This is a genomic window from Nocardia inohanensis NBRC 100128 (genome assembly GCF_001612945.1).
GTDB lineage: Bacteria > Actinomycetota > Actinomycetes > Mycobacteriales > Mycobacteriaceae > Nocardia > Nocardia inohanensis.
The window spans coordinates 548,725-569,490 of the sequence record NZ_BDBK01000008.1 but is presented as its reverse complement, the minus strand read 5'-3'; the positions used below and the strand labels follow the sequence as shown (position 1 = coordinate 569,490).

Genomic DNA, 20,766 nt, shown 5'->3' with positions numbered 1-20,766 from the left:
CACACGTACGCAGCAAAATCGCAGCGATAGAGAACGGAGTCTCATGACGGCCAGACGGACCGGCCCTTTCCAGATCGGTGACCGGGTACAGCTGACCGACGCCAAGGGGCGCAAGTTCACGGTGATCCTGGAGGCGGGCAAGCAGTTCCACACGCACGCCGGGCACATCGAGCACGACGATCTGATCGGCGCCGACGAGGGCTGCGTGGTCAACTCGGCCAAGAACACCCAGTATCTGGCGCTGCGCCCGCTGCTCACCGATTACGTGCTCTCCATGCCGCGCGGCGCGGCGGTCATCTACCCCAAGGACGCCGCCCAGATCGTGCACGAGGGTGACATGTTCCCCGGCGCGCGCGTGCTGGAGGCCGGCGCCGGTTCGGGCGCGCTGACCTGCTCGCTGCTGCGTGCGGTCGGCCCCGAGGGCAAGGTCATCTCCTACGAGATCCGCGACGACCACCTCGAGCACGCCGTCAAGAACGTCGAGCGCTTCTTCGGCGAACGCCCCGCCAACTGGGAAGTCACCCTCGGCGATGTGGCCGAATACTCCGGCGAGCAGGTCGACCGGGTGATCCTGGACATGCTCAAGCCCTGGGACACCCTCGAGGCCGTCTCCAAGGCGCTCATCCCCGGTGGCGTGCTGCTGGTCTACGTGGCCACCACCACCCAGCTCTCCGAGGTCGTCGAGCACCTGCGCCGCCAGCAGTGCTGGACCGAACCCCTCGCCTGGGAATCCATGGTCCGCCCCTGGCATGTGGTCGGCCTCGCCGTCCGCCCCGAGCACCGCATGCAGGGCCACACCGCCTTCCTGGTGAAGGCCCGCCGCCTCGCCGACGGCGTCGTCGCCCCGCGCCCCCAGCGCCGCCCTTCGAAGGGCTGAGCTCGCGCAGTCATGGAAATACTGAATCCCCCGTCACCTGGATGGTGACGGGGGACTCGCCTTTGTGGTGGGTGACAACTGATTTCGAGCCGCGAGGGTAACTCACCGGGTACGCCCGAAATCGGCGTCGCGCCTAGCCGCAGGCCCGCGTGTGGGACCGGCGACGGCTCTCAGCCGCGCGCTGAAATCTCGGAGAGGCGGAACGGCCTAGCAGGGTGCTTTGCCCATCGCCAGGATGGTGCAGCCCGTGCTTTCCGAGAGCTGCCAGCCGGCTTCGGTGTGGGTCCAGGTCATGGGCACGCCGGGCATGGTTCCGTGCGGCGAGGAGATCGCGACGGTCGCGTTGGCGGTGTCGCCGTTCGCCTGCACGCCCGACACGCTCCAGCCGATGGTGCCGTAATTGGCGAGTCCCTGGTTCATCTTCTCGATATTGGCGGTCCGGTTCGATCCGCCGACCATGAGATTCGCCTTGTCGGCGGCCGGAACCGACGGGTCGGTGAAGCGAACCAGCTGGGACTGCAACTCCTCCGGGGCGGGCGCGTCGGCGGCACCGGCGAGTCCGGTGGCCGAGGTCAGCGCGACGGCGATGCCGAACGCGGCGAAGGAGATGCGGGCGGTGCGAGCGAGCATGTGCGAACGTGCCTTTCGACTGAAGCGGAACGAATTACGGCTGGCAGGCGGCGCGCGCCATGCCCAGGATGGTGCAGGCGCCGGCGTCGGAGAGCTTCCACGCGCCATCGACGTAGGTGAAGCTCATCGGCACGTCGGGCATGGTGCCGTGCGGGGAGACCACCGAAACCTTGGCGTCGGCCTTGTTGCCCTCGGTCTTGATTTCGCCGACCGTGAAACTCACCTGATAGTTGGCCAAGCCCTTGTTCATGGTCTCGATCAAGGCCACCCGCTTGTCCCCGTCCACGACGAGTTTCGCCTTGTCAGCGGCTGGTTTCGCGGGATCGGCGAAGGCGCTCAGCACGCCCTGCAACTCGGCCGCGGTGGGGGCCGGAGCGACGGCCGCGGCCGATGTCGAGGCCGACACGCTGGTTCCGCTTTGCGCGGAACCCTTGTCGTCGGAGCCGCAGCCAGCCAAAGTTGCGGTAACGGCGATCGCCGCCGCGACGGTAGCCACGGAAACACGAAGCGTCCGCGTGACGTTCCCCGATATACGGGTACGACTCTCGGGAAGGAGCATCGACGGCACCCTTTCGGTTCGGCCGGCGATTAACTCGCCGGAAACAGGTTAGGGCAGGCTAACATGCCTGCCGAGGACGTCCGCCGCAGCCTAGATGTGATCACGACGAAACCATGTCGGAAAGCGGGAACGGTTATCGCCCGGTAGCGTTGATAGACCGGGACTGGGAGGAGCAGCATCATGAGCCCCATGGAACATTCCGATTCGGCCGCCTGGAGGGAACTCGAGGCCGTACGTGCCGAGGCGGCTGCACTCCGGAGGCAACTCGCCGACTCGCCGGATCGCACACGGGAATTGGAAGCGCGCGTCGATTCGCTGACGATTCGCAACACCAAACTGATGGACACCCTCAAGGAGGCGCGCCAGCAACTGGTCGCTCTCCGTGAGGAAGTCGACCGGCTCGGTCAGCCACCGTCCGGCTACGGCGTCCTGCTTGGTACGTACGACGATCAAACGGTCGATGTGTTCACCTCCGGGCGCAAGATGCGGCTGACGTGTTCACCGAATATCGATACCTCCACTCTCACTTACGGTCAGACCGTGCGTCTCAACGAGGCACTGACCGTCGTGGAAGCGGGGCTGTTCGATCAGATCGGTGAAATCGGCACGCTGCGTGAGATTCTCGACGACGGGCGTCGCGCCCTGGTCGTCGGGCATGCCGACGAGGAGCGCGTGGTCTGGTTGTCCGGACCGCTGAGCGCGCTGGTGGACGTCGACGACCTGGAAGATCCGGATCGTCCGATTCGCAAACTGCGCCCGGGTGATTCGCTGCTGGTCGACACCAAGGCCGGCTTCGCCTTCGAGCGCATCCCCAAGGCCGAGGTCGAGGATCTGGTCCTGGAGGAGGTGCCGGATGTCGACTACCACGACATCGGTGGCCTCTCGCGCCAGATCGAGCAGATTCGCGACGCGGTGGAACTGCCGTTCCTGCACAAGGATCTGTTCCGCGAGTACGCGCTGCGGCCGCCCAAGGGCGTGCTGCTCTACGGCCCTCCCGGCTGCGGTAAGACGCTGATCGCCAAGGCCGTCGCCAATTCGCTCGCCAAGAAGATCGCCGAGGCGCGCGGTGAGGATGCCAAGGAAGCCAAGTCGTTCTTCCTGAACATCAAGGGCCCCGAGCTCTTGAACAAGTTCGTCGGTGAGACCGAGCGGCATATCCGGATCATCTTCCAGCGGGCCCGTGAGAAGGCGTCCGAGGGCACCCCGGTGATCGTGTTCTTCGACGAGATGGATTCCATCTTCCGCACCCGTGGTTCGGGCGTCTCCTCCGATGTGGAGACCACCGTTGTGCCGCAGCTGCTCTCGGAGATCGACGGCGTCGAGGGTCTGGAGAACGTCATCGTCATCGGCGCTTCCAACCGCGAGGACATGATCGACCCGGCCATCCTGCGTCCCGGTCGTCTCGATGTGAAGATCAAGATCGAGCGCCCCGATGCCGAAGCGGCACAGGACATCTTCTCCAAGTACCTGACCGAAACGCTGCCGTTGCGCGCCGACGACCTGCAAGAGTTCGACGGTGATCGCGGCAAGTGCGTGCAGGCCACCATCGAACGCGTGGTGGATCGCATGTACGCCGAGAGCGAGGACAACCGCTTCCTGGAGGTCACCTACGCCAACGGTGACAAGGAAGTCCTGTACTTCAAGGACTTCAACTCCGGCGCCATGATCCAGAACATCGTGGACCGGGCCAAGAAGTACGCCATCAAGTCCGTCCTCGAAACCGGCAATCCGGGCCTGAGCATCCAGCATCTCTACGATTCGATCGTGGACGAGTTCTCCGAGAACGAGGACCTGCCCAACACCACGAATCCCGATGACTGGGCACGCATCTCGGGCAAGAAGGGCGAGCGGATCGTCTACATCCGCACCCTGGTCACGGGGAAGAACGCGAGTGCTTCCCGCGCCATCGACACCGAGTCGAACACCGGCCAGTACCTGTAAGCCGGAAACCGAAGCGGCGCATCTCCTCACCGGAGATGCGCCGCTTTCGTCGTTCGCGCAGAGCCGAACTCAGCTCACCCCGGGGATATATCCCGGATAAACGAAGTTGCTGCCGCCATCGAGCCGCCCATACCCCGGCAGCGCCGGGAAATTGAACGGCAACTTCTGCAACTGGTGCGGATTCCCGTCCTGATCGGCCTGCCAGCAAGACATGGTCACCCCGTGAAAGCTGTTGCACACGATCCGAGTGCTGGTGCCATACGGCGAAGTCAGCCGATTGCCGAAGTCGAACGGATTCCAATACCCCGGATTGTCCGGCGTCAGAAAGTTCTTCGTCTCGAACACCGAGATGGGACTGTTGGGCTGCTGCTCGGGCCACTCACCGGCATGCGCCACCCCCATTCCCAGGGCGAGTGCGGCTCCGGCGGCCGATACGATCGCGCCCACACGCTTGGCGGTACGTGCTGTCATCGCGTTTCCCTCCATCGTCTTCGATCACGATAGCCATTCGGCATCATAGGGCTCATCGTCGCAGCGGACCGGTCAGTTTCCATGATCCGCGTCACGTGGCGTGAGTCCGGGGCTCGGGACCGGCGGCGATTGTTGCGGACTGGTCGGCACTTATATAGTGCGGACCAGAGCCATTGCGGGAGTGCGGGGCCCAGTGAAATCGGGAGGGGAGCCCCGTGGAGTTCGACGTCGGCGCGACGTTCGCGGGATATCGGATCGAGCGCACGCTGGGGTCCGGTGGAATGGGGACGGTATACCTGGCCGAGCATCCCCGATTGCCGCGGCGGGACGCACTCAAGGTGCTCTCGGCCCAGCACGGTGACGACCCCGGGTTCCGTGCGAATTTTCTGCGTGAAGCCGAAGTGGCCGCGCGGCTGCGCCACCCGAACTTGGTCGCGGTGCACGATCGCGGCGAGGACGCGGGCCGGCTGTGGATCGCCATGCAGTATGTCCCGGGCGGCGATCTGAGCGGACTGATCCGGCCGGGGCACATCGCCGGTGACGATCTCGATCGCGTCGTGCATATTCTCGGTGAGGCGGCGCAGGGCCTCGGCGAGCTGCATCGCGCGGGGCTGCTGCATCGAGATGTGAAGCCCGCCAACATCTTGATCTCCGAGGCGGCGGGCCGCACCGATCGGGTGCTGGTCACCGATTTCGGCATCGCCCGGCGCGTAGAGGACTGGACCACCGTCAACGGCGGCGGGTTCAGCGGGACGCTGGCCTACGCCGCCCCCGAACAGCTCGAGGGTGGCCGGATCGATCACCGCGTCGATGTGTATGCCTTGGGCTGCACGCTGTTTCAGATGCTCACCGGATCGGTACCGTTTCCGCGGGAGACCATCGGCGGGCTGATCTACGCGCACCTGCACGAGGACGCGCCGCCGCCGTCACGGCTGAATCCGGCGGTGCCCCCGACTTTCGACGCGGTGGTGGCCCGCGCCATGGCCAAGGATCCGGCGGATCGCTACGGCAGCTGCGGTGAGCTGGCGGTGGCGGTGCGCGCGGCCCGAGCCGGGATCGAGGAGACCGTGCGCGTCCCGCGGGTCTCACGGAATCCGGAGGCGGACAAGGGGATCCGGCCGCCGCGCCGGCGGCCGGGTCGGCGGACGATGATCGCGGCGACGCTGGTCACCGCGCTCGTGGCCGGGGCGGGCGCGATGGCGGCCGCGCGCAGCGATGATCATTCCGTGGCGGGGCCGGTGACCGCGACGCCGATCCCGCCGCGCACCGGGACCGTCGAGCCCGCCGAATGGGGCGCGTACGCCTATATCGCACAGGCGTTTCCGGATCTGCTGCCGCCTGCTCCGGACTCGACCGGTTATCAGGCGGTCTCGGGCTGCTGGCCCGAGGACGAACACGGCGTCGAATTGAATTTCACGGTCGCGCTGCCGGTCGAAGTGGTGAGCTGCGACGGCGATGTGGATCCGGTGCGGCTCGTACAGCTCACCTGCAACACCGATCGAGCGCCGATCACCCCCGACGCATCCCCGATAGCCGCGCAGGGCAGCGAGCGGTGGTCCCGCAAGTCGGGATCGGGCACATTGTTCTGGGGATACGCGGCGGCCGCCGCATCGTTCGAAGGCGCGCAGGCTTGGCTCGAGCTGTACTTCGAGGGCAAGGATCGCGACTTCTGCCGGATGAAAGTATTCGGATACACCAGCAGCGGGGCCGAACTGCGGGCGCGATGGTGGCCGGATGCGCCGCTGTGAACGTCAGCCGGCCGGAGAGAGGTCCATGGTGAAGCCGAGCTCGCGCGGATGGCGGTGGGTCGCGACGCTGCTCGCCGCGTCACTGCCGGTGGCAGGCTGTGCGATACCGGGGCATCCGGTGGGCCAGTACCCGGAGCCGGCGAGCGCGGATATCGGCGCCTACAGTCTGGCGCCCTTGGCCGCGCCGGGCGGGAGTGAGCGGTACGGCCGGGTGCTGGAGGCCGCGCGCCTGGCCGAGGCCGTGGTCGATCCGGTCGAAGTCGATGCCGCGCTGAGTAATCCGGCCGGAGCGGTAGGAGTGATGCTGCTGTCCGCGCCCGCCCGCGCGGCGCTGGTGTTCGAACCCGCGGTGCGCACGATCCTCGAACAGCACGGATTACTGACCGGGGTGGCGGTCGCGAACTCCGACCAGCCGATCCGGGGACCGCGCTTCGATACCGTCCGAATCCTCGAGGTGACGGTATTGCGCTTTCCCGACGATGCGGCCGCGGCGCGGGCCGCCATCGCCGTCGATGCCGCCGATGCCGCCGCGACCGGCCGGACCACGCCGGTCACCGTGCCGGAATATCCTGCGGTGCAAGCGCATTGGCGTCCCGACGCGCCGACGCTGGAGGCCGTGGTCGCGACCGGTTCCTACGTGGTCGACGTGCTCGCGGTCGACGCCGCACCGGACCTGGACGCGTTGACCGCACTGGTGCGCAAGACCCTGGACGCGCAACTGCCCCGCTTGCGGGAGTTCGCCGCGACCCCACGGGATCAGCTGGCCGCGCTGCCGCTGGACACTGATGGCATGCTCGCGCATATGGTCCCGGACGCCCCGGGGCGCTGGCCGTATCCGGTGGTGACCGCGGGCATCGTGCAGGGAGTGGATCGGTGGAATCCGTTGATCCGGGCCGCGGGCGTGGTGCTAGGTCCGCGGGGCGTGCGACTGTGGCGTGCCGACGCCGTCGCCGATCCGGCGATCGAAGCGGTGGCCACCAACGGCTGGACCGACCTCACTCGATTCGCCACCGTCGCTGCTGCCCGCGAACACTTCGAGGCCGGTCGGAAACGCCGGACGCCCGAACGGGGATGGACCGAATACCTCGGACCGGACGGGTTGCCGGACGTGTCCTGCGCCGAGTGGGACGAGGCGGAGATCAGCCAGGCGTTCAAGTACAACTGCTGGGTGCTCTCCGGGCGGTATTCGGTGAGCTTCGCCAGCCGGGACAAGGAGTCCTCCCGGCGGCGGGCCGCGGTGCAGTACGGGCTGCTGGCCGGTTGGTCCTGACTCGTGTCCACGCAGTGCTACTGCTTGCCTGAATTGTCGCAGTTGCACTGTTATAGTGCCGACGGGAGTTGTTGCCACGCAGTATCTATCGGTCCGCTGGACCGATGCACGACACGGGAGGGGAGCCCCGGTGCAGATCGCCGGCGGTACGGTGTTCGCCGGTTATCGCATCGAACGACTACTCGGTGCGGGCGGGATGGGGACGGTGTACCTGGCCCGGCATCCGCGACTGCCGCGCCTGGACGCGCTCAAGGTGCTCTCGGTGGAACACGGCGACGATCTCGTCTTCCGGACCGCGTTCCTGCGGGAAGCGGAAGTGGCTGCGCGGCTGCGGCATCCGAATCTGGTGGCCGGGCGCGACCGGGGCGAGTACCGGGGCCGGCTGTGGATCGCGATGCAGTACGTCCCCGGACGGGACCTGTCCCAGGTGATCGTTCCGGGCCGGGGCATCGGTGATCCGGAGCGAGCCGTACGCGTGCTGTGGGAAGCCGCGCAGGGCTTGGACGAACTGCACGCGGCCGGCCTGCTGCATCGAGATGTGAAGCCCGGCAATATCCTGCTCGCCGAGCAGCCGGACCGGCCCGAGCGGGTGCTGGTGACCGACTACGGGATCGCGCGGCGGGTCGAGGACTGGACCACGCTGAACGCCGGCGGGTTCACCGGCACCCTGGCCTACGCCGCGCCCGAGCAGATCGAGACCAGCCGGATCGACCATCGCGTAGATGTCTATGCCTTGGGCTGCACACTGTTTCAGATGCTCACCGGGTCGGTGCCCTTCCCTCGGGACAGCGCGGGCGGGTTGATCACCGCACACCTCACCGAGCCGCCGCCCCGGCCGTCCGTGGTGAATCCGGGGGTACCCCCGGCCTTCGACGCGGTGATCGCGCGGGCACTGGCCAAGGATCCGGACGAGCGGTACGGCAGTTGCGGCGAGCTGGCCGTCGCGGCGCGCGCGGCGCTGGTGGGCACCGCCGAGACGGTGCCGCGTCCCCGGGCCGCGACCGATCGGCACGTGACCCGAAATAGATTGTGGCGCAGCCGGAATGGACGCCGTTCGCTATCGATGGGAGTGGCGGCGACACTGGTGGCGGCGCTGGCCGCGACGGCGGTGATCGTACTGCGCGGGGGCGGCGGCGAGTCCGGCGCCGGAAAGCCGGAGGCCGCCCCGAACACACCGGTCACGGGAACCATCGATCCGGTCGAATGGGGCGTATACGCCTATATCGCGGAGGCCCTGCCCAATCTGCTGCCCGCGACGCCGGAAGGCATCGGCTACCAAGGGCTTTCGGGGTGTGCCGCCACCGACGAGAACTACAACGAGCTGTCCTTCGGCCATCAGGTCGCGCAGAACTTCCTGATGTGCGCCGGCGACTCGGATCCGGCGTATCTGATCTACGTGGTGTGCAATGCGGACCGGTCGCCGATCTCGCCGGACCCGGCGGCGGTGCCGACCGAGGGCACCGAGCGATGGTCGCGCGCGTCGGGCAGCGGCACCCTGTCCTGGGGGTTCGGGAAGACCTCGGCCGACGCCGGCACCGGCGAGACCGTGTTCGAGCGGGCGACCGGCGTGCTGGAGCTGTATTTCGACGATCCGGCGCGGAACTTCTGCCGCTTGCAGATTCACGGCGGCGGTAACAGCGGGGCCGAATTGCGGGCCCGCTGGTGGCAAGACGCGCCGCTGTGATCGGCCGGGTCAGGAGAGCGAACGGCATGAGGTCACCGATTCCCGGGCGGTGTGGGGTGGCGGCGCTGCTCGTGGCGGCGGCGCTGCTGCTCACCACCGGCTGCGTGGTCCAGGGCAACCCCGTCGCTGACTATCCGGGACCGCGCGCGCTCGATACCGGCGGCATGAGCATTCGCCCGCTCGACGAACCGGCCGGGACCGACGCGTACGGGCGCGTGGTGGAATCGGCGCGCATGGCCGAGGCCCTGATCGATCCCAGCGAGATCGATTCGGAGCTCGCGTACTCCGCCGGCACCCGCAGCCTTTCGCTGCTGCCCACCGCGGCGAAAGCGAGTGTGCTGCTGGCGGAACCGGTGCGCACGGTGCTGGACCGGCACGGGATGCTGGCCGGGTGCGCGGTGAACCGGGCGAGCATTCCGCCTTCGATCGACGGTACGGCGGTCGGTGCGGCGCGGGTGTTGTCGCTGCTCGTCCTGCGCTTCCCGGACGCGGAGGCGGCGCGGTCGGCGGCCGCCGAGATCGACGCCCTCGACTCGGGGCTGAGCCCCGGCAACGAAGCGATCGAGATTCCCGATCATCCCGCGGCGCAGGCGCATTGGCGGCCCACCGTGCCCACTCTGGCCGCCACCATCGCGGACGACGTGTACGTGGTGAGCCTGCTCGCCGGCGAGACCACGGCCGACCCGGCGGCGTTGACCGGGCTGGCACGCAAGGCTTTCGATGCCCAGCTGCCGCGCCTGCGCGAGTTCACCCCGACCCCGCGGGCGCAGCTGGCCACCCTGTCACTGGACCGCGACGGCATGCTGCGCCGGATGCTGCCCGAAGCGCCCGGCCGTTGGCCGTATCCGATGATCACCGTCGGCATGGTGAGCCTGGTGGCACGCTGGGGGACCAGCGTGGAGGGCGCGGGCGTGGTGTACGGCGCGCGGGCGGCCTGGTTGTGGAGCGGACGGACCGGCGCCGACCGGGCGATCGAGGCGCTGGCGGTGAACGGATCGACCGAGCTCGCGCGGTTCTCCGGGGTGCGGGAGGCGCGGCGGTACTTCGATGCCGGTCCCGCGCTGTATGCCGGCCGGAACGGCTGGCGGGCCGTCGCAGGACCCGAGGGCGTTCCGGACGTCCACTGTTTCGAGTACAGCCGGACCGCGGAGAGCGCACTGTCCGAGGTGGACACGATGGTCACCTACACCTGCCGTCTGCTGTACGGCCGCTACTACGCCGTGGTGACCAGCCGTGACCACGAGCATGTCCGGCGGAAGGTGGCCGCGCAGTACGGTCTGCTGGCGGGCGTGGCATAGATGCGGACGCCACTCCCGGAGCCCGGTGACGTATTCGCCGGCTACCGGATCGAGAGGATCCTGGGCCGGGGCGGAATGGGTGCGGTGTATCTGGCCGCCCACCCTCGCCTGCCTCGCTACGACGCCTTGAAGGTGATGACTTCGCCGGGCGGTGACGCCGAATTCAGCGGGGCGCCAGGGGAATTCGACCGGGCTGATGCCGAGCAGGCGGCGCGCTTCCGGCGCGAGGCGGAATTGGTCGCACTGCTGGACCATCCGAATATCGTGCCGGTGTTCGATCGCGGTAGTGAAAGTGGATTGCCGTGGCTGGCCATGGGTTTCGTCGACGGTATCGATGCCGCCGAGCTGATCCGGCGGTGGCCGGAGGGCGTACCGCCGGATCAGGCCACCCATGTGGTGACCGAGGCCGCGCGCGGATTGGACGAAGCGCATCGGGCCGGTGTCCTGCATCGAGACGTGAAGCCCGCCAATATTCTGCTGGAACCGCGGCCGGGGCGGGCCGATCGGGTCTACGTCACCGATTTCGGGATTGCGCGCCCGGTCGCGGACACCGCGCGCCTGACGGCGGCGGGCACCGTGGTCGCCACCCTGGCGTACGCCGCCCCCGAATTGCTGACCGGGCAGGCCATCGATCAGCGCGCGGACGTCTATGCACTGGGCTGCACACTCTTCGAATTGCTCACGGGTACCAAACCTTTCCCGCACGCCACGCCCGCGGCGCTGGTACGTGCGCATCTGTCGGATCCGCCGCCGCGACCCAGCGCGCTGCGCCCGGCGCTGCCGCCGGCGCTGGACGAGGTCGTCCGGTGCGCGCTGGCCAAAGATCCGGAGGAACGCTACGCATCGTGCGGCGCGCTGGCGAGCGCCGCCGAGCAGGCGGCGTTCGGCGGGCCAGGTTCGCCGGGCGGTGCACCGGCGCCGCGCACCCGGACCGGATCGGGCAACCGGGAAGGCCGGACCGGTGGCCGCCGCCTCGGCTGGGCGGCCGCCGGTCTGGTGGCCGCGGTCGCCGCGGTGACGGCCGCCGTGGCGGTCTGGCCCTTGAGCCCGGGAGCCGGACCGGCCACACCGGAAACCGCCGCGACGACACCGGCGGTCGTGGTGCCGAGTACGGCGGCGAGCGGTCGATTAGGTTGGGGCGCATACCAATTCGTTATCGACGCACTGCCCGCGCTGCTACCGTCCGCCCCGACGGGTATCGGCTTCCAGGGGCTGCGATGCAGTGCGTACTCCCAAGCGGGTGAACGCATCGAGATCTCCGTGCCGCTCGGCTCCGAGGCCCGGTTGCGGTGCCGAGGCGACGGCAATCCGGTGGAATGGCTCTTCGTGGACTGCGCGGTCGACCGCAGCGCCATGGCCCTGGAGATGTCGAAGGGTAGTACCGCCTGGGGCGAACGGGCGTGGGAACGCTCTTCCGGCACGGGCCGCCAGGCCTGGGGCGCGGGCGTCGGCCAATTCGACAGGTCGACCGGCACGCTCGTGATCACGTTCGACGATGACGCCCGCAAGTTCTGTTCCCTCACCGTATTCGGCGGCACGGTCGGCGGCCAGTCCTTGATCGAGAAGTGGTGGACGCCCGCCCCGCTGTGATCACGCCGGAACGCGGGTCAGGGGCGGCGCATGCGGCGGTAGGTGGGGGCGGCGGTGGCGGCGGCGGCGAGATGGATTGCCAGGTCGTCGATTTCGCCGGCCTGAACGGCTGCCACGGTGAGGCGCAGGTGATCGGTGGGTCGATGATCGGTGACTTCGAACGGGCCGCCGGGGGCCGCTTTGATGCCTGCCGCGGCGAGAGTGATGAGGGCGGCATTCTCGTCGGCCACCGGGATCCAGAGGTTGATGCCGTCGGCGCGGAGTAGCGGGATGCCTTGGCGGGCCAGGGCTTTGCGGAGAGCGTCGCTGCGTGTGCGGTAGGTGTCGCGGGCGGTGGCTACGGTGGCGCGGGCGGTGGGGTCGGTGAGCATGTGGGTGAGGATGCGCTGGAGCAGGTGGCTGGACCAGCCGGGGCCCAGCATGCGGCGTTCGATCACCGGGTCGAGGAGAGTGGCGGGGCCGCCGGCTACGGCGAGGCGGAGGTCGGCGCCGTGGGATTTGGAGTAGGAGCGGATGTGGATGGTGCGGGTGGGGAGGCGGGAGGCGAGGGAGCGCGGGGGTGTGTGGGCGATGCCGGCACTGTGGTCGTCTTCGATGATGGTGGGGGTGGCGCCGGCGGTGACGGCGGCGTCGGAGAGGACGTCGGCCAGTTCGCGGATGCGCTGGGGGGAGAGGGAGGCGCCGGTGGGGTTCTGGGCTCGGGGTTGGAGCAGGACGGCGGTGGGGGAGTGTGTGGCCAGGGTGGTGGCCAGGTCGTGGGGGAGCATGCCGCAGTGGTCGAGGGCGACCGGGATGGGGCGTACGCCGAGGCGGGTCAGCATGTCGAGAAACGGTGGGAAGCAGGGGTTTTCGACGGCGACGGTGTCGCCGAGGCGGACGTGGGCGGTGAGCAGGCGGTCGACGGCGTCGAGGGCGCCGTCCAGGACGGTGAGGCGTTCGGCGCGGCCCGGCCAGTCGGCGCGGACCAGGCGTTCCAGGTCGGGGAGGACGGCGTCGCCGAGGTAGGTGGCGGAGAGGTCGTCGACGGCGTCGCCGGTGCTGATGGCGCGCAGGGCGGCGGTGAGGTCGGGGAGCAGGGCCGGGTCGGGGGTGCCGCGGGACAGGTCGGTGCGGAAGGTGTTGTCGGAGTGCGGGTGCAGGCGCTGGTAGCGGCCCGAGGGCGGGAGGGGGTGCGGGGTGCTGCCGACGAAGGTGCCGGCGCGGCCGCGCGCGACGATCGCGCCCGCGGCGGCCAGGGCGCGCCAGGCTTGGGTGACGGTGGCGGGGGAGACCTTCAGTTGACGGGAGACCTCGCGGACGGTGGGCAGCCGGGCGCCCGGGGGCAGGTTGCCGGAGCGGATGCTACGGCTGACGGCGGCGGCTATCCCCGCCGCGGTGCGTTCGTGGATGTCGGCGAGCAGGGCGTCGGAGGCCGTGGCCGGGGACGGGATCGTGCGATCGGGGTCCCGCGCACGGCCGGATTGCCCGGGCGGTGCCGGGTCCGGGGGCGACGGGCCGAGATCGGTTGTCACACTGTGATTCTGCGGGTGCGCGGGAAAAGTTGGCGGGGAGTGCCGCAAGATTTACGGTCACGAAACTGTTTCCTTCATCTTGTAACACAAGTAATTCCGTTTCAGGTGCAGTATTACAAGGCATGGCGATTGTTCGAGCTGCGCTGGTTCAGACGAACTGGACCGGTGATAAAGAGTCCATGATCAAGGCCCACGAGGAGTACGCGCGGCAGGCCGCCGCGGCGGGGGCCAAGGTGATCTGCTTCCAGGAGTTGTTCTACGGGCCGTACTTCTGCCAGGTACAGGACGCGAAGTTCTACGAGTACGCGGAGACGGTGCCGGGGCCCACGGTGGAGCGGTTCCAGGCGCTGGCCCGGGAACTCGGGCTGGTGATGGTGCTGCCGGTGTACGAGAAGGAACAGGACGGGTTCCTGTACAACACCGCGGCCGTGGTCGACGCCGACGGGAGTTACCTCGGCAAATACCGCAAGCACCATATTCCGCAGGTGTACGGGTTCTGGGAGAAGTTCTATTTCCGGCCCGGGAATCTGGGCTGGCCGGTGTTCGATACCGCGGTCGGCAAGGTCGGCGTGTACATCTGTTACGACCGGCATTTCCCGGAAGGCTGGCGGGCGCTGGGGCTGGCGGGGGCGCAGATCGTATTCAATCCCTCGGCCACCTCGCGCGGGCTGTCGAGTTATTTGTGGAAACTCGAGCAGCCCGCGTCGGCGGTGGCCAACGAGTACTACATCGGGGCCATCAACCGGGTGGGGATCGAGGACCTCGGGGACGACGACTTCTACGGGACCAGTTACTTCGTCGATCCCGAGGGCAAGTTCGTCGGTGAGGTCGCCTCCGATACCAGCCCCGAGCTGGTGGTGCGGGATCTCGATATGGATCTGATCAAGGTGGTCCGGGACCGGTGGGCGTTCTATCGCGACCGGCGGCCGGATTCCTACGGGAAGCTGGTGGAGCCGTGAGCAAGGTCTTCATCCACGGTGGAATCGTGGTGTCCGCCACGGGTTCTCAACCGCTGGACGTATTGATCGACGGGGAGACCATCGCCGCGGTCGTGCAGCCCGGGTCCACCGCGCTCGGCGCCGACCTGGCCGCGACCGCGGACACGGTCATCGACGCCACCGGCAAATACGTCATTCCGGGCGGTGTGGACGGGCACACCCATATGCAGCTGCCCTTCGGCGGGACCGAAGCCTCCGACACCTTCGAGACCGGGACCCGGGCCGCGGCCTGGGGCGGCACCACCACCATCGTGGACTTCGCGGTGCAGAAGCCGGGGGAGCGGGTGCAGGACACCCTCGCGCTCTGGCATCGCAAAGCCGAGGGGCAGTGCGCGATCGACTACGGCTTCCACCAGATCATCGGGGACGTCAACGCCGAATCCCTCAAAGGGATGGCCGAATTGGTGTCCGAGGGCGTCACCAGCTTCAAGCTGTTCATGGCCTATCCGGGCGTCTTCTACTCCGATGACGGGCAGATCCTGCGCGCCATGCAGACCAGCGCCGACCTGGGTTCGCTGCTGATGATGCATGCCGAGAACGGGATCGCCATCGACGTGCTGATCGAGCAGGCGCTGCGAAGGGGCGACACCGCACCGTATTTCCACGGCACCTCACGGCCGTGGGAACTGGAGGAGGAGGCCACCCACCGGGCCATCATGCTGGCCAAGGTGACCGGCGCACCGCTGTACGTCGTGCACGTCTCGGCCAAACAGGCCCTCGAGCAGATCGCGCAGGCACGCGGCCGGGGACAGAACGTGTTCGGCGAAACCTGCCCGCAGTACCTGTACCTCTCGCTCGAAGAACAGTTGGGCGCACCGGGTTTCGAGGGCGCGAAGTGGGTGTGCTCGACACCGCTGCGGGCGCGCTCGGAGGGGCATCAGGACGAGCTGTGGCGGTATATCCGCACCGGTGACGTCACCAGCGTCGCCACCGACCACTGTCCGTTCTGTATGAAGGGCCAGAAAGAGCTGGGGCTCGGCGATTTCAGCAAGATCCCCAATGGCATCGGCGGTGTGGAGCATCGCATGGACCTGATGTTCCAGGGCGTCAAGGACGGGCGCATCTCGCTGGAGAAATGGGTCGAGATCTGCTGCACCGCGCCCGCGCGCATGTTCGGCATGTATCCGCGCAAGGGCGTGATCAGCCCGGGAGCCGATGCCGACGTGGTGATCTACGACCCCAACGGGCACACCAGCATCGGGCTCGGCAAGACCCATCACATGAACATGGATCACTCCGCCTACGAGGGTTTCGAGATCGACGGGCATGTCGACACCGTGCTCTCGCGCGGACGGGTGATCGTCGACGGCGGCGAATACCTGGGCGGTACCGGGCACGGCCGGTTCGTCAAACGCGGGCTCTCGCAGAACCTGATCTGAACCGACCCAGCTGAGCGAAACGGAGGGTGCCGCATGGATATCGGTGTGGTGCTGCAATGCACGCCGCCCGCATCACGGGTCGTGGAATTGGCGAGAATCGCCGAGACGCACGGGTTCTCGCATGTGTGGACGTTCGACTCGCACCTGCTGTGGCAGGAGCCGTACGTCATCTACAGCCAGATCCTGGCGGTGACGAGGAAAGTCGTGGTCGGGCCGATGGTGACCAATCCCGCTACCCGGGATTGGACGGTCACCGCCTCCACCTTCGCCACCTTGAACGAGATGTTCGGCAATCGCACCGTGTGCGGGATCGGGCGCGGGGATTCGGCGGTGCGGACGCTCGGCGGGCGACCGGCGACCGTGGGCGCTTTGCGCGAATCCATCGGCGTGATAAGGGAATTGGGCAATGGCAGGTCCGCGCACATCGGTGAGGTGGAGGTGCGCTTCCCGTGGGCGGCGGATTCGCGGCTGCCGGTGTGGGTGGCCGGTTACGGGCCGCGGGTACTGGATCTGACCGGCGAGGTGGCCGACGGGTTCATCCTTCAGCTCGCCGACCCCGATATCGCCGCGTGGACGATCGCCCGGGTGCGGGCCGCGGCCGAACGCGCGGGCCGGGATCCGGCGCAGATCAGCATCTGCGTCGCGGCCCCGGCCTACATCACCGACGGCACGGCCGCGGGCTTGAAACACGCTCGGGAGCAATGCCGTTGGTTCGGCGGTATGGTCGGTAATCACGTCGCCGACATCGTGACCAGATACGGCACCGACAGTGATGTCCCGCAGGCGCTGACCGACTATATCGCCGGGCGGGAAGGCTACGACTACAACGAGCACGGCCGTGCCGGCAATACGCACGCCGCGTTCGTGCCGGACGAGATCGTGGACCGGTTCTGCATCCTCGGCACACCCGATGATCATCTGGCGCGCCTGCGGGAGCTGGAGGCGCTCGGCGTCGACCAGTTCGCGGTCTACCTCCAGCACGACGCCAAGACTTCGACGCTGGACGCGTACGGCGAATCGGTGCTGCCGCGGCTCGCGCATCCGGCCACGGCCACCGGGAGCGCCTCGTGACCGCGCTCTCGGAGCTATCGGAAGCGATTGCCCCGGAACCGGTTTCGGTGCTGCCCAGACGGCGCGCCGTCCGGCCCGGGGTGCGCGGCCTGCTGTATCCGATCGCGGCGTTCGGCTTGCTCATCGCGGTCTGGGAGTTGATCAAGTACCTGGTCCCGGCGAATGGGGTCAGCATCGGCGATCAGCGGATCCTGCCGCGCACCACCGACGGCGCCCTCCCGCACGCGTGGGCGGTGGTGACCGTGCTGGGGGAGCGGGACGGTAAATCCACCGTCGGCGGAACCCTGCTGCGCACCGCCGGTTTCACCCTCGAACTGGCGCTGCTCGCGCTGGTGCTCGGCACCGTGGTCGGCATCGCGCTGGCCGTGCTCATGCAACGCTTCGCGTGGGTGGAGCGGGGTCTGCTGCCGTATGTGATCGTCTCGCAGACCGTTCCGCTCATCGCCCTCGCCCCGCTGGTGGCCGGTTGGGGCGGCAAGATCCATATCGCCGGGCAGCCGTGGCAGCCGTGGATGAGCATCGTGGTGATCGCCGCGTACCTGGTGTTCTTCCCGGTCGCCATCGGCATGCTGCGCGGCCTGCAATCACCGTCGAAAGCCGCCGTGGAGCTGCTGCACAGCTGTGCCGCCGGATGGTGGGCCACGCTGTTGCACTTGCGGTTACCGGCCGCCGTCCCGCATCTGCTGCCCGCCTTACGGCTGGGCGCGGCCGCCGCGGTGATCGGCGCGGTGGTCGCCGAGATCTCCACCGGCACCGCGGGCGGGATCGGGCGGCAGATCATCGTGTTCTCCCAGCAGTCCACCGGCAATGCCGCCCGGCTCTATGCGGCGGTCATCGCCGCCGCCCTGCTCGGCGTGGTGCTGACCGCGCTCGTTTCGCTCATCGAACTCGCGTTGCGCCGCTACCACCGGCCGGCCGGGGCCGGTGATTCTTCAGGAGGTTCGCGTTGACCGTCGAAACACCCCTCGCCGCGAGCGGTACGGCCGGGCCGGATTCGACGCCCGCCGTCGAGCTGCGGCAAGTCGGCAAGGTCTTCCCGGCCGGGCAGGTCACCGCGCTCCAGGACATCACGCTGACCGTGGCGGCGGGCGAGTTCGTCTCGCTGATCGGGCCCTCCGGATGCGGTAAATCCACGCTGCTGCGGATCGTCGCCGATCTGGAACAGCCGAGCACGGGAACCGTTGTGGTGCACGGTAAGACCGCGCGGCAGGCGCGCCGCGATCAGGAGTACGGGATCGCGTTCCAGCAGGCGGGGCTGCTGGATTGGCGGACCGTGCAGGAGAATGTGGAACTGCCGTTGCAACTGCACGGCGTGGGCAAACGTGAAAGACGTTCGCGCAGTGCGGAACTGCTGGAGATCACCGGGCTCACCGATTTCGCCGAGCGCTTTCCGGCCGAACTCTCCGGCGGCATGCAGCAGCGGGTCGCGATCGCCCGGGCACTGGCGCGCAAACCGCCGCTGCTGCTCATGGACGAACCCTTCGGGGCGCTCGACGAGATGACCCGGGAACGCATGCAGGGCGAGCTGCTGCGGATCGCCGAAGAGACCGGCGCCGCAGTGGTATTCGTGACGCACTCGATTCCCGAGGCGGTGTTCCTCTCCGATCGGGTGGTCGTCATGTCGCCGCGGCCGGGGCGCATCACCGCGGTGCTGGACACCGGCGGCTGGGGGCGCGACGGCGAGGGTGACGTGCGCTCCAGCGACGAATTCTTCACCGCGGTCGCGGCCGTGCGCGCCGCGCTGCGCGAAGGGCACGGGGACGCGCCCGTGGAAAGCGCTGCGGGACGGGATCTTCGATGAAACGCGTGCTCGCGACCTGGCTGCCGCCGGTCCTGTTCGGCGCGGCCATCCTGGTGCTCTGGCAGGTGCTCACCGTCGCGGCGGGCGTGCCCTCGTTCCTGCTGCCCGCGCCGACCGCCATCGGGAAAGCCTTCGGGGACAACTTCGATGCCATTCTCAAGGCCGCGCTCGCCACCGGATCCAATGCCCTGGTCGGGCTGGTCGTGGGTGCGGTGCTCGGCATCGCCGCCGCGATCCTGGCCGTGCGCTTCAGCGTCGCCGACGGCATACTGGGCGCGCTCGCGGCGGGGGCGGCCGCCGTGCCGATCGTGGCGCTGGCGCCGCTGCTGAACTCCATGTACTCCACCACCACCGACACCCCGCGCCGGCTGGTCGCCACCATCGTGGTGTTCTTTCCCGTCTTCGTCAGTGCCGCACGCGGATTGCGCCAAGTGCCGCGGGTACACGCCGACCTGATGACCGCCTACGCCGCCACCGGCTGGCAGATCACCCGCACCGTGCGGTTGCCCGCCGCGCTGCCGCACCTGTTCACCGGGCTGCGGATAGCGGCGCCGGGTGCGGTGATCGCCGCCATCATCGCCGAATACTTCGGCGGGCTCCAGCACGGCCTGGGCAGCCGCATCACCTCCGCCGCCGCCAATACCGCCTACCCGCGCGCCTGGGCCTACGTCGTCGCCGCCATGGTGCTCGGCCTGGTGTTCCTGGCCGCCGTGCTGCTGCTCGAGCAGCTCACCCGCAGACCCCGCACCATCCTTGGGAGATCCAAATGAGAAGAACCGCAAAGCAATACCGGTTTCGAGCCGTGCTGGCCGCCGCCGCGCTGGGCCTTGCCGCCCTGACCGGGTGCAGCACCTCCGACAGCGGGACCACCGCCGACGGGCTGACCAAGATCAAGCTGCAATTGCAGTGGTTCAAGCAGGGGCAGTTCGCGGGGTATCTGGCCGCCGTGGATCAGGGGTTCTACAAAGAACAGGGCCTGGACGTCGAAATCCTCGACGGCGGAACCGATATCGTGCCGCAGACGGTGCTGGCGCAGGGGCAGGCCGATTACGCCATCGCCTGGGTGCCCAAGGCGCTCGCGTCCCGCGAAGCCGGAGCGGGGATCACCGATGTGGCGCAGGTCTTCCAGCGTTCGGGCACCAAGCAGGTGTCGTTCAAGGCCGCGGGCATCAACGGCGCGGCCGACCTGCGCGGTAAGAAGGTCGGAAACTGGGGGTACGGCAATGAATTCGAGCTCTTCGCGGGCATGACCAAGGCCGGACTGGATCCGTCCGCGGACGTGAAACTGGTGCAGCAGCAGTTCGATATGAACGCCTTCCTCGCGCACGATATCGACGCCGCCCAGGCCATGTCCTACAACGAGTACGCGCAGCTGCTCGAGACCAAGAACCCCGCGACCGGAAAGCTCTACACCGCAGCCGATTTCGCCGCCCTGGACTGGAACGATCAAGGCGTGGCCATGTTGCAGGACGCCATCTGGGCCAATACCGAGAAGCTGAAGGACAGCGCTTACGCCGATCGCACGGTCAAGTTCATCGCGGCCTCGCTGAAGGGCTGGGCTTTCTGCCGCGACAATGTGGACAAGTGCCGCGATATCACGGTGGCGGCCGGATCGACGCTGGGCGCCAGCCATCAGCAATGGCAGATCACCGAGGTGAACAAGCTGATCTGGCCGTCCCCCAACGGCATCGGCATGATCGACAAGGCGGCCTGGGATCGCACCGTCTCCATCGCCAAGACCGCGCGTAATCAAGAGGGCGCGACGGTGCTGACCAAGGATCCGGACGCGGCGGCCTACTCCAACGAGTACGTCACCAAGGCGCTGGACATGCTGAGAACCCAGGGCGTGGACGTGAACGGCGTCGGCTATTCGCCCCAGCCCGTGACCCTCGCCGAGGGCGGCAAATAGCCGCTGCGAGCAGCTTGTTCGACGTTCAC

At 68.3% G+C, this 20,766-nt stretch carries 18 protein-coding genes; 14 read left to right on the top strand and 4 right to left on the bottom strand.

What is annotated here, in order from left to right:
* The first annotated feature begins 43 nt into the window (after window positions 1-43).
* Window positions 44-877, top strand: a complete 834-nt coding sequence (locus NI1_RS18410; RefSeq protein ID WP_067821836.1) for a tRNA (adenine-N1)-methyltransferase — start codon at window positions 44-46, stop codon at window positions 875-877.
* A 207-nt stretch (window positions 878-1,084) separates the two neighbouring features.
* Here NI1_RS18410 and NI1_RS18405 read toward each other — a convergent pair whose 3' ends face one another.
* Both NI1_RS18405 and NI1_RS18400 read right to left on the bottom strand, forming a co-directional pair.
* Window positions 1,085-1,507, bottom strand: a complete 423-nt coding sequence (locus NI1_RS18405; protein WP_067821835.1) for an MTB12 C-terminal domain-containing protein — start codon at window positions 1,505-1,507, stop codon at window positions 1,085-1,087.
* Between the two features lie 34 nt (window positions 1,508-1,541).
* Window positions 1,542-2,066, bottom strand: coding sequence for a WKL family lipoprotein (locus NI1_RS18400; RefSeq protein ID WP_084523378.1), 525 nt, complete (start codon window positions 2,064-2,066; stop codon window positions 1,542-1,544).
* Between the two features lie 180 nt (window positions 2,067-2,246).
* On the opposite strand from NI1_RS18400, the gene arc reads away from it, so the two are divergent.
* Complete coding sequence (gene arc / locus NI1_RS18395) at window positions 2,247-4,007, top strand: proteasome ATPase (protein ID WP_067709574.1); 1,761 nt, start codon at window positions 2,247-2,249, stop codon at window positions 4,005-4,007.
* A gap of 69 nt (window positions 4,008-4,076) precedes the next feature.
* On the opposite strand, the gene NI1_RS18390 is transcribed toward arc, so the two are convergent.
* Window positions 4,077-4,478, bottom strand: a complete 402-nt coding sequence (locus tag NI1_RS18390) for a hypothetical protein (protein WP_174564505.1) — start codon at window positions 4,476-4,478, stop codon at window positions 4,077-4,079.
* A 215-nt stretch (window positions 4,479-4,693) separates the two neighbouring features.
* Here NI1_RS18390 and NI1_RS18385 point away from each other — a divergent pair, with 215 nt between their 5' ends.
* From NI1_RS18385 to NI1_RS18365, 5 genes are all read left to right on the top strand, one after another.
* Complete coding sequence (locus NI1_RS18385; RefSeq protein ID WP_067821832.1) at window positions 4,694-6,226, top strand: serine/threonine-protein kinase; 1,533 nt, start codon at window positions 4,694-4,696, stop codon at window positions 6,224-6,226.
* A gap of 25 nt (window positions 6,227-6,251) precedes the next feature.
* A complete protein-coding gene (locus tag NI1_RS18380; protein ID WP_067821829.1) occupies window positions 6,252-7,496 on the top strand; it encodes a DUF7373 family lipoprotein in 1,245 nt (414 codons plus the stop codon).
* Window positions 7,497-7,626: 130 nt separating this feature from the next.
* Window positions 7,627-9,180 carry a serine/threonine-protein kinase gene (locus tag NI1_RS18375; RefSeq protein WP_067821826.1) on the top strand — a complete coding sequence of 518 codons (1,554 nt, stop codon included), beginning with the start codon at window positions 7,627-7,629 and terminating at the stop codon, window positions 9,178-9,180.
* A gap of 26 nt (window positions 9,181-9,206) precedes the next feature.
* Complete coding sequence (locus tag NI1_RS18370) at window positions 9,207-10,478, top strand: DUF7373 family lipoprotein (RefSeq protein ID WP_157535179.1); 1,272 nt, start codon at window positions 9,207-9,209, stop codon at window positions 10,476-10,478.
* On the top strand, window positions 10,479-12,068 hold the full coding sequence (locus NI1_RS18365) for a serine/threonine-protein kinase (protein WP_067821820.1): 1,590 nt from the start codon (window positions 10,479-10,481) through the stop codon (window positions 12,066-12,068). It abuts the gene before it with no gap.
* Window positions 12,069-12,085: 17 nt separating this feature from the next.
* Here the strand turns inward: NI1_RS18365 and NI1_RS18360 are convergent, their stop codons facing one another.
* Window positions 12,086-13,579, bottom strand: coding sequence for an aminotransferase class I/II-fold pyridoxal phosphate-dependent enzyme (locus NI1_RS18360; protein WP_245663280.1), 1,494 nt, complete (start codon window positions 13,577-13,579; stop codon window positions 12,086-12,088).
* A 122-nt stretch (window positions 13,580-13,701) separates the two neighbouring features.
* Between NI1_RS18360 and NI1_RS18355 the strand changes: the two genes are divergently transcribed.
* From NI1_RS18355 to NI1_RS18325, 7 genes are read left to right on the top strand one after another with little or no spacing between them, the layout of a single operon-like run.
* Window positions 13,702-14,538 (top strand): nitrilase-related carbon-nitrogen hydrolase, encoded by an 837-nt coding sequence (locus tag NI1_RS18355; protein ID WP_067821817.1) that lies wholly within the window; start codon window positions 13,702-13,704, stop codon window positions 14,536-14,538.
* Window positions 14,535-15,956 carry a dihydropyrimidinase gene (gene hydA, locus NI1_RS18350; RefSeq protein WP_067821814.1) on the top strand — a complete coding sequence of 474 codons (1,422 nt, stop codon included), beginning with the start codon at window positions 14,535-14,537 and terminating at the stop codon, window positions 15,954-15,956. The genes NI1_RS18355 and hydA overlap by 4 nt, the downstream gene beginning before the upstream one ends.
* A 33-nt stretch (window positions 15,957-15,989) precedes the next feature.
* Entirely contained in the window at window positions 15,990-17,027 is a 1,038-nt protein-coding gene (locus NI1_RS18345) for a TIGR03842 family LLM class F420-dependent oxidoreductase (RefSeq protein ID WP_067821811.1), read from the top strand.
* A complete protein-coding gene (locus NI1_RS18340) occupies window positions 17,024-17,977 on the top strand; it encodes an ABC transporter permease (protein ID WP_084523377.1) in 954 nt (317 codons plus the stop codon). Before NI1_RS18345 ends, NI1_RS18340 begins: the two co-directional genes overlap by 4 nt.
* Window positions 17,974-18,828, top strand: coding sequence for an ABC transporter ATP-binding protein (locus NI1_RS18335; RefSeq protein ID WP_067821808.1), 855 nt, complete (start codon window positions 17,974-17,976; stop codon window positions 18,826-18,828). The genes NI1_RS18340 and NI1_RS18335 overlap by 4 nt, the downstream gene beginning before the upstream one ends.
* The gene (locus NI1_RS18330) at window positions 18,825-19,598 is read left to right on the top strand and encodes an ABC transporter permease (protein WP_067821805.1); all 774 of its coding nucleotides are present in this window, start codon (window positions 18,825-18,827) and stop codon (window positions 19,596-19,598) included. Before NI1_RS18335 ends, NI1_RS18330 begins: the two co-directional genes overlap by 4 nt.
* Window positions 19,595-20,737: an ABC transporter substrate-binding protein gene (locus NI1_RS18325; protein WP_067821803.1), complete on the top strand. Its 1,143-nt coding sequence runs from the start codon at window positions 19,595-19,597 to the stop codon at window positions 20,735-20,737. The genes NI1_RS18330 and NI1_RS18325 overlap by 4 nt, the downstream gene beginning before the upstream one ends.
* The last annotated feature ends 29 nt before the right edge of the window (window positions 20,738-20,766 follow it).

Coding starts and splice junctions, on each gene's coding strand:
- NI1_RS18380 (WP_067821829.1), top strand. CDS start 6,252: ATGGTGAAGCCGAGCTCGCGCGGATGGCGGTGGGTCGCGACGCTGCTC.
- NI1_RS18345 (WP_067821811.1), top strand. CDS start 15,990: ATGGATATCGGTGTGGTGCTGCAATGCACGCCGCCCGCATCACGGGTC.
- NI1_RS18355 (WP_067821817.1), top strand. CDS start 13,702: ATGGCGATTGTTCGAGCTGCGCTGGTTCAGACGAACTGGACCGGTGAT.
- NI1_RS18370 (WP_157535179.1), top strand. CDS start 9,207: ATGAGGTCACCGATTCCCGGGCGGTGTGGGGTGGCGGCGCTGCTCGTG.
- arc (WP_067709574.1), top strand. CDS start 2,247: ATGAGCCCCATGGAACATTCCGATTCGGCCGCCTGGAGGGAACTCGAG.
- NI1_RS18410 (WP_067821836.1), top strand. CDS start 44: ATGACGGCCAGACGGACCGGCCCTTTCCAGATCGGTGACCGGGTACAG.
- NI1_RS18405 (WP_067821835.1), bottom strand. CDS start 1,507: ATGCTCGCTCGCACCGCCCGCATCTCCTTCGCCGCGTTCGGCATCGCC.
- NI1_RS18365 (WP_067821820.1), top strand. CDS start 10,479: ATGCGGACGCCACTCCCGGAGCCCGGTGACGTATTCGCCGGCTACCGG.
- NI1_RS18330 (WP_067821805.1), top strand. CDS start 18,825: ATGAAACGCGTGCTCGCGACCTGGCTGCCGCCGGTCCTGTTCGGCGCG.
- NI1_RS18400 (WP_084523378.1), bottom strand. CDS start 2,066: ATGCTCCTTCCCGAGAGTCGTACCCGTATATCGGGGAACGTCACGCGG.
- NI1_RS18325 (WP_067821803.1), top strand. CDS start 19,595: ATGAGAAGAACCGCAAAGCAATACCGGTTTCGAGCCGTGCTGGCCGCC.
- NI1_RS18390 (WP_174564505.1), bottom strand. CDS start 4,478: ATGACAGCACGTACCGCCAAGCGTGTGGGCGCGATCGTATCGGCCGCC.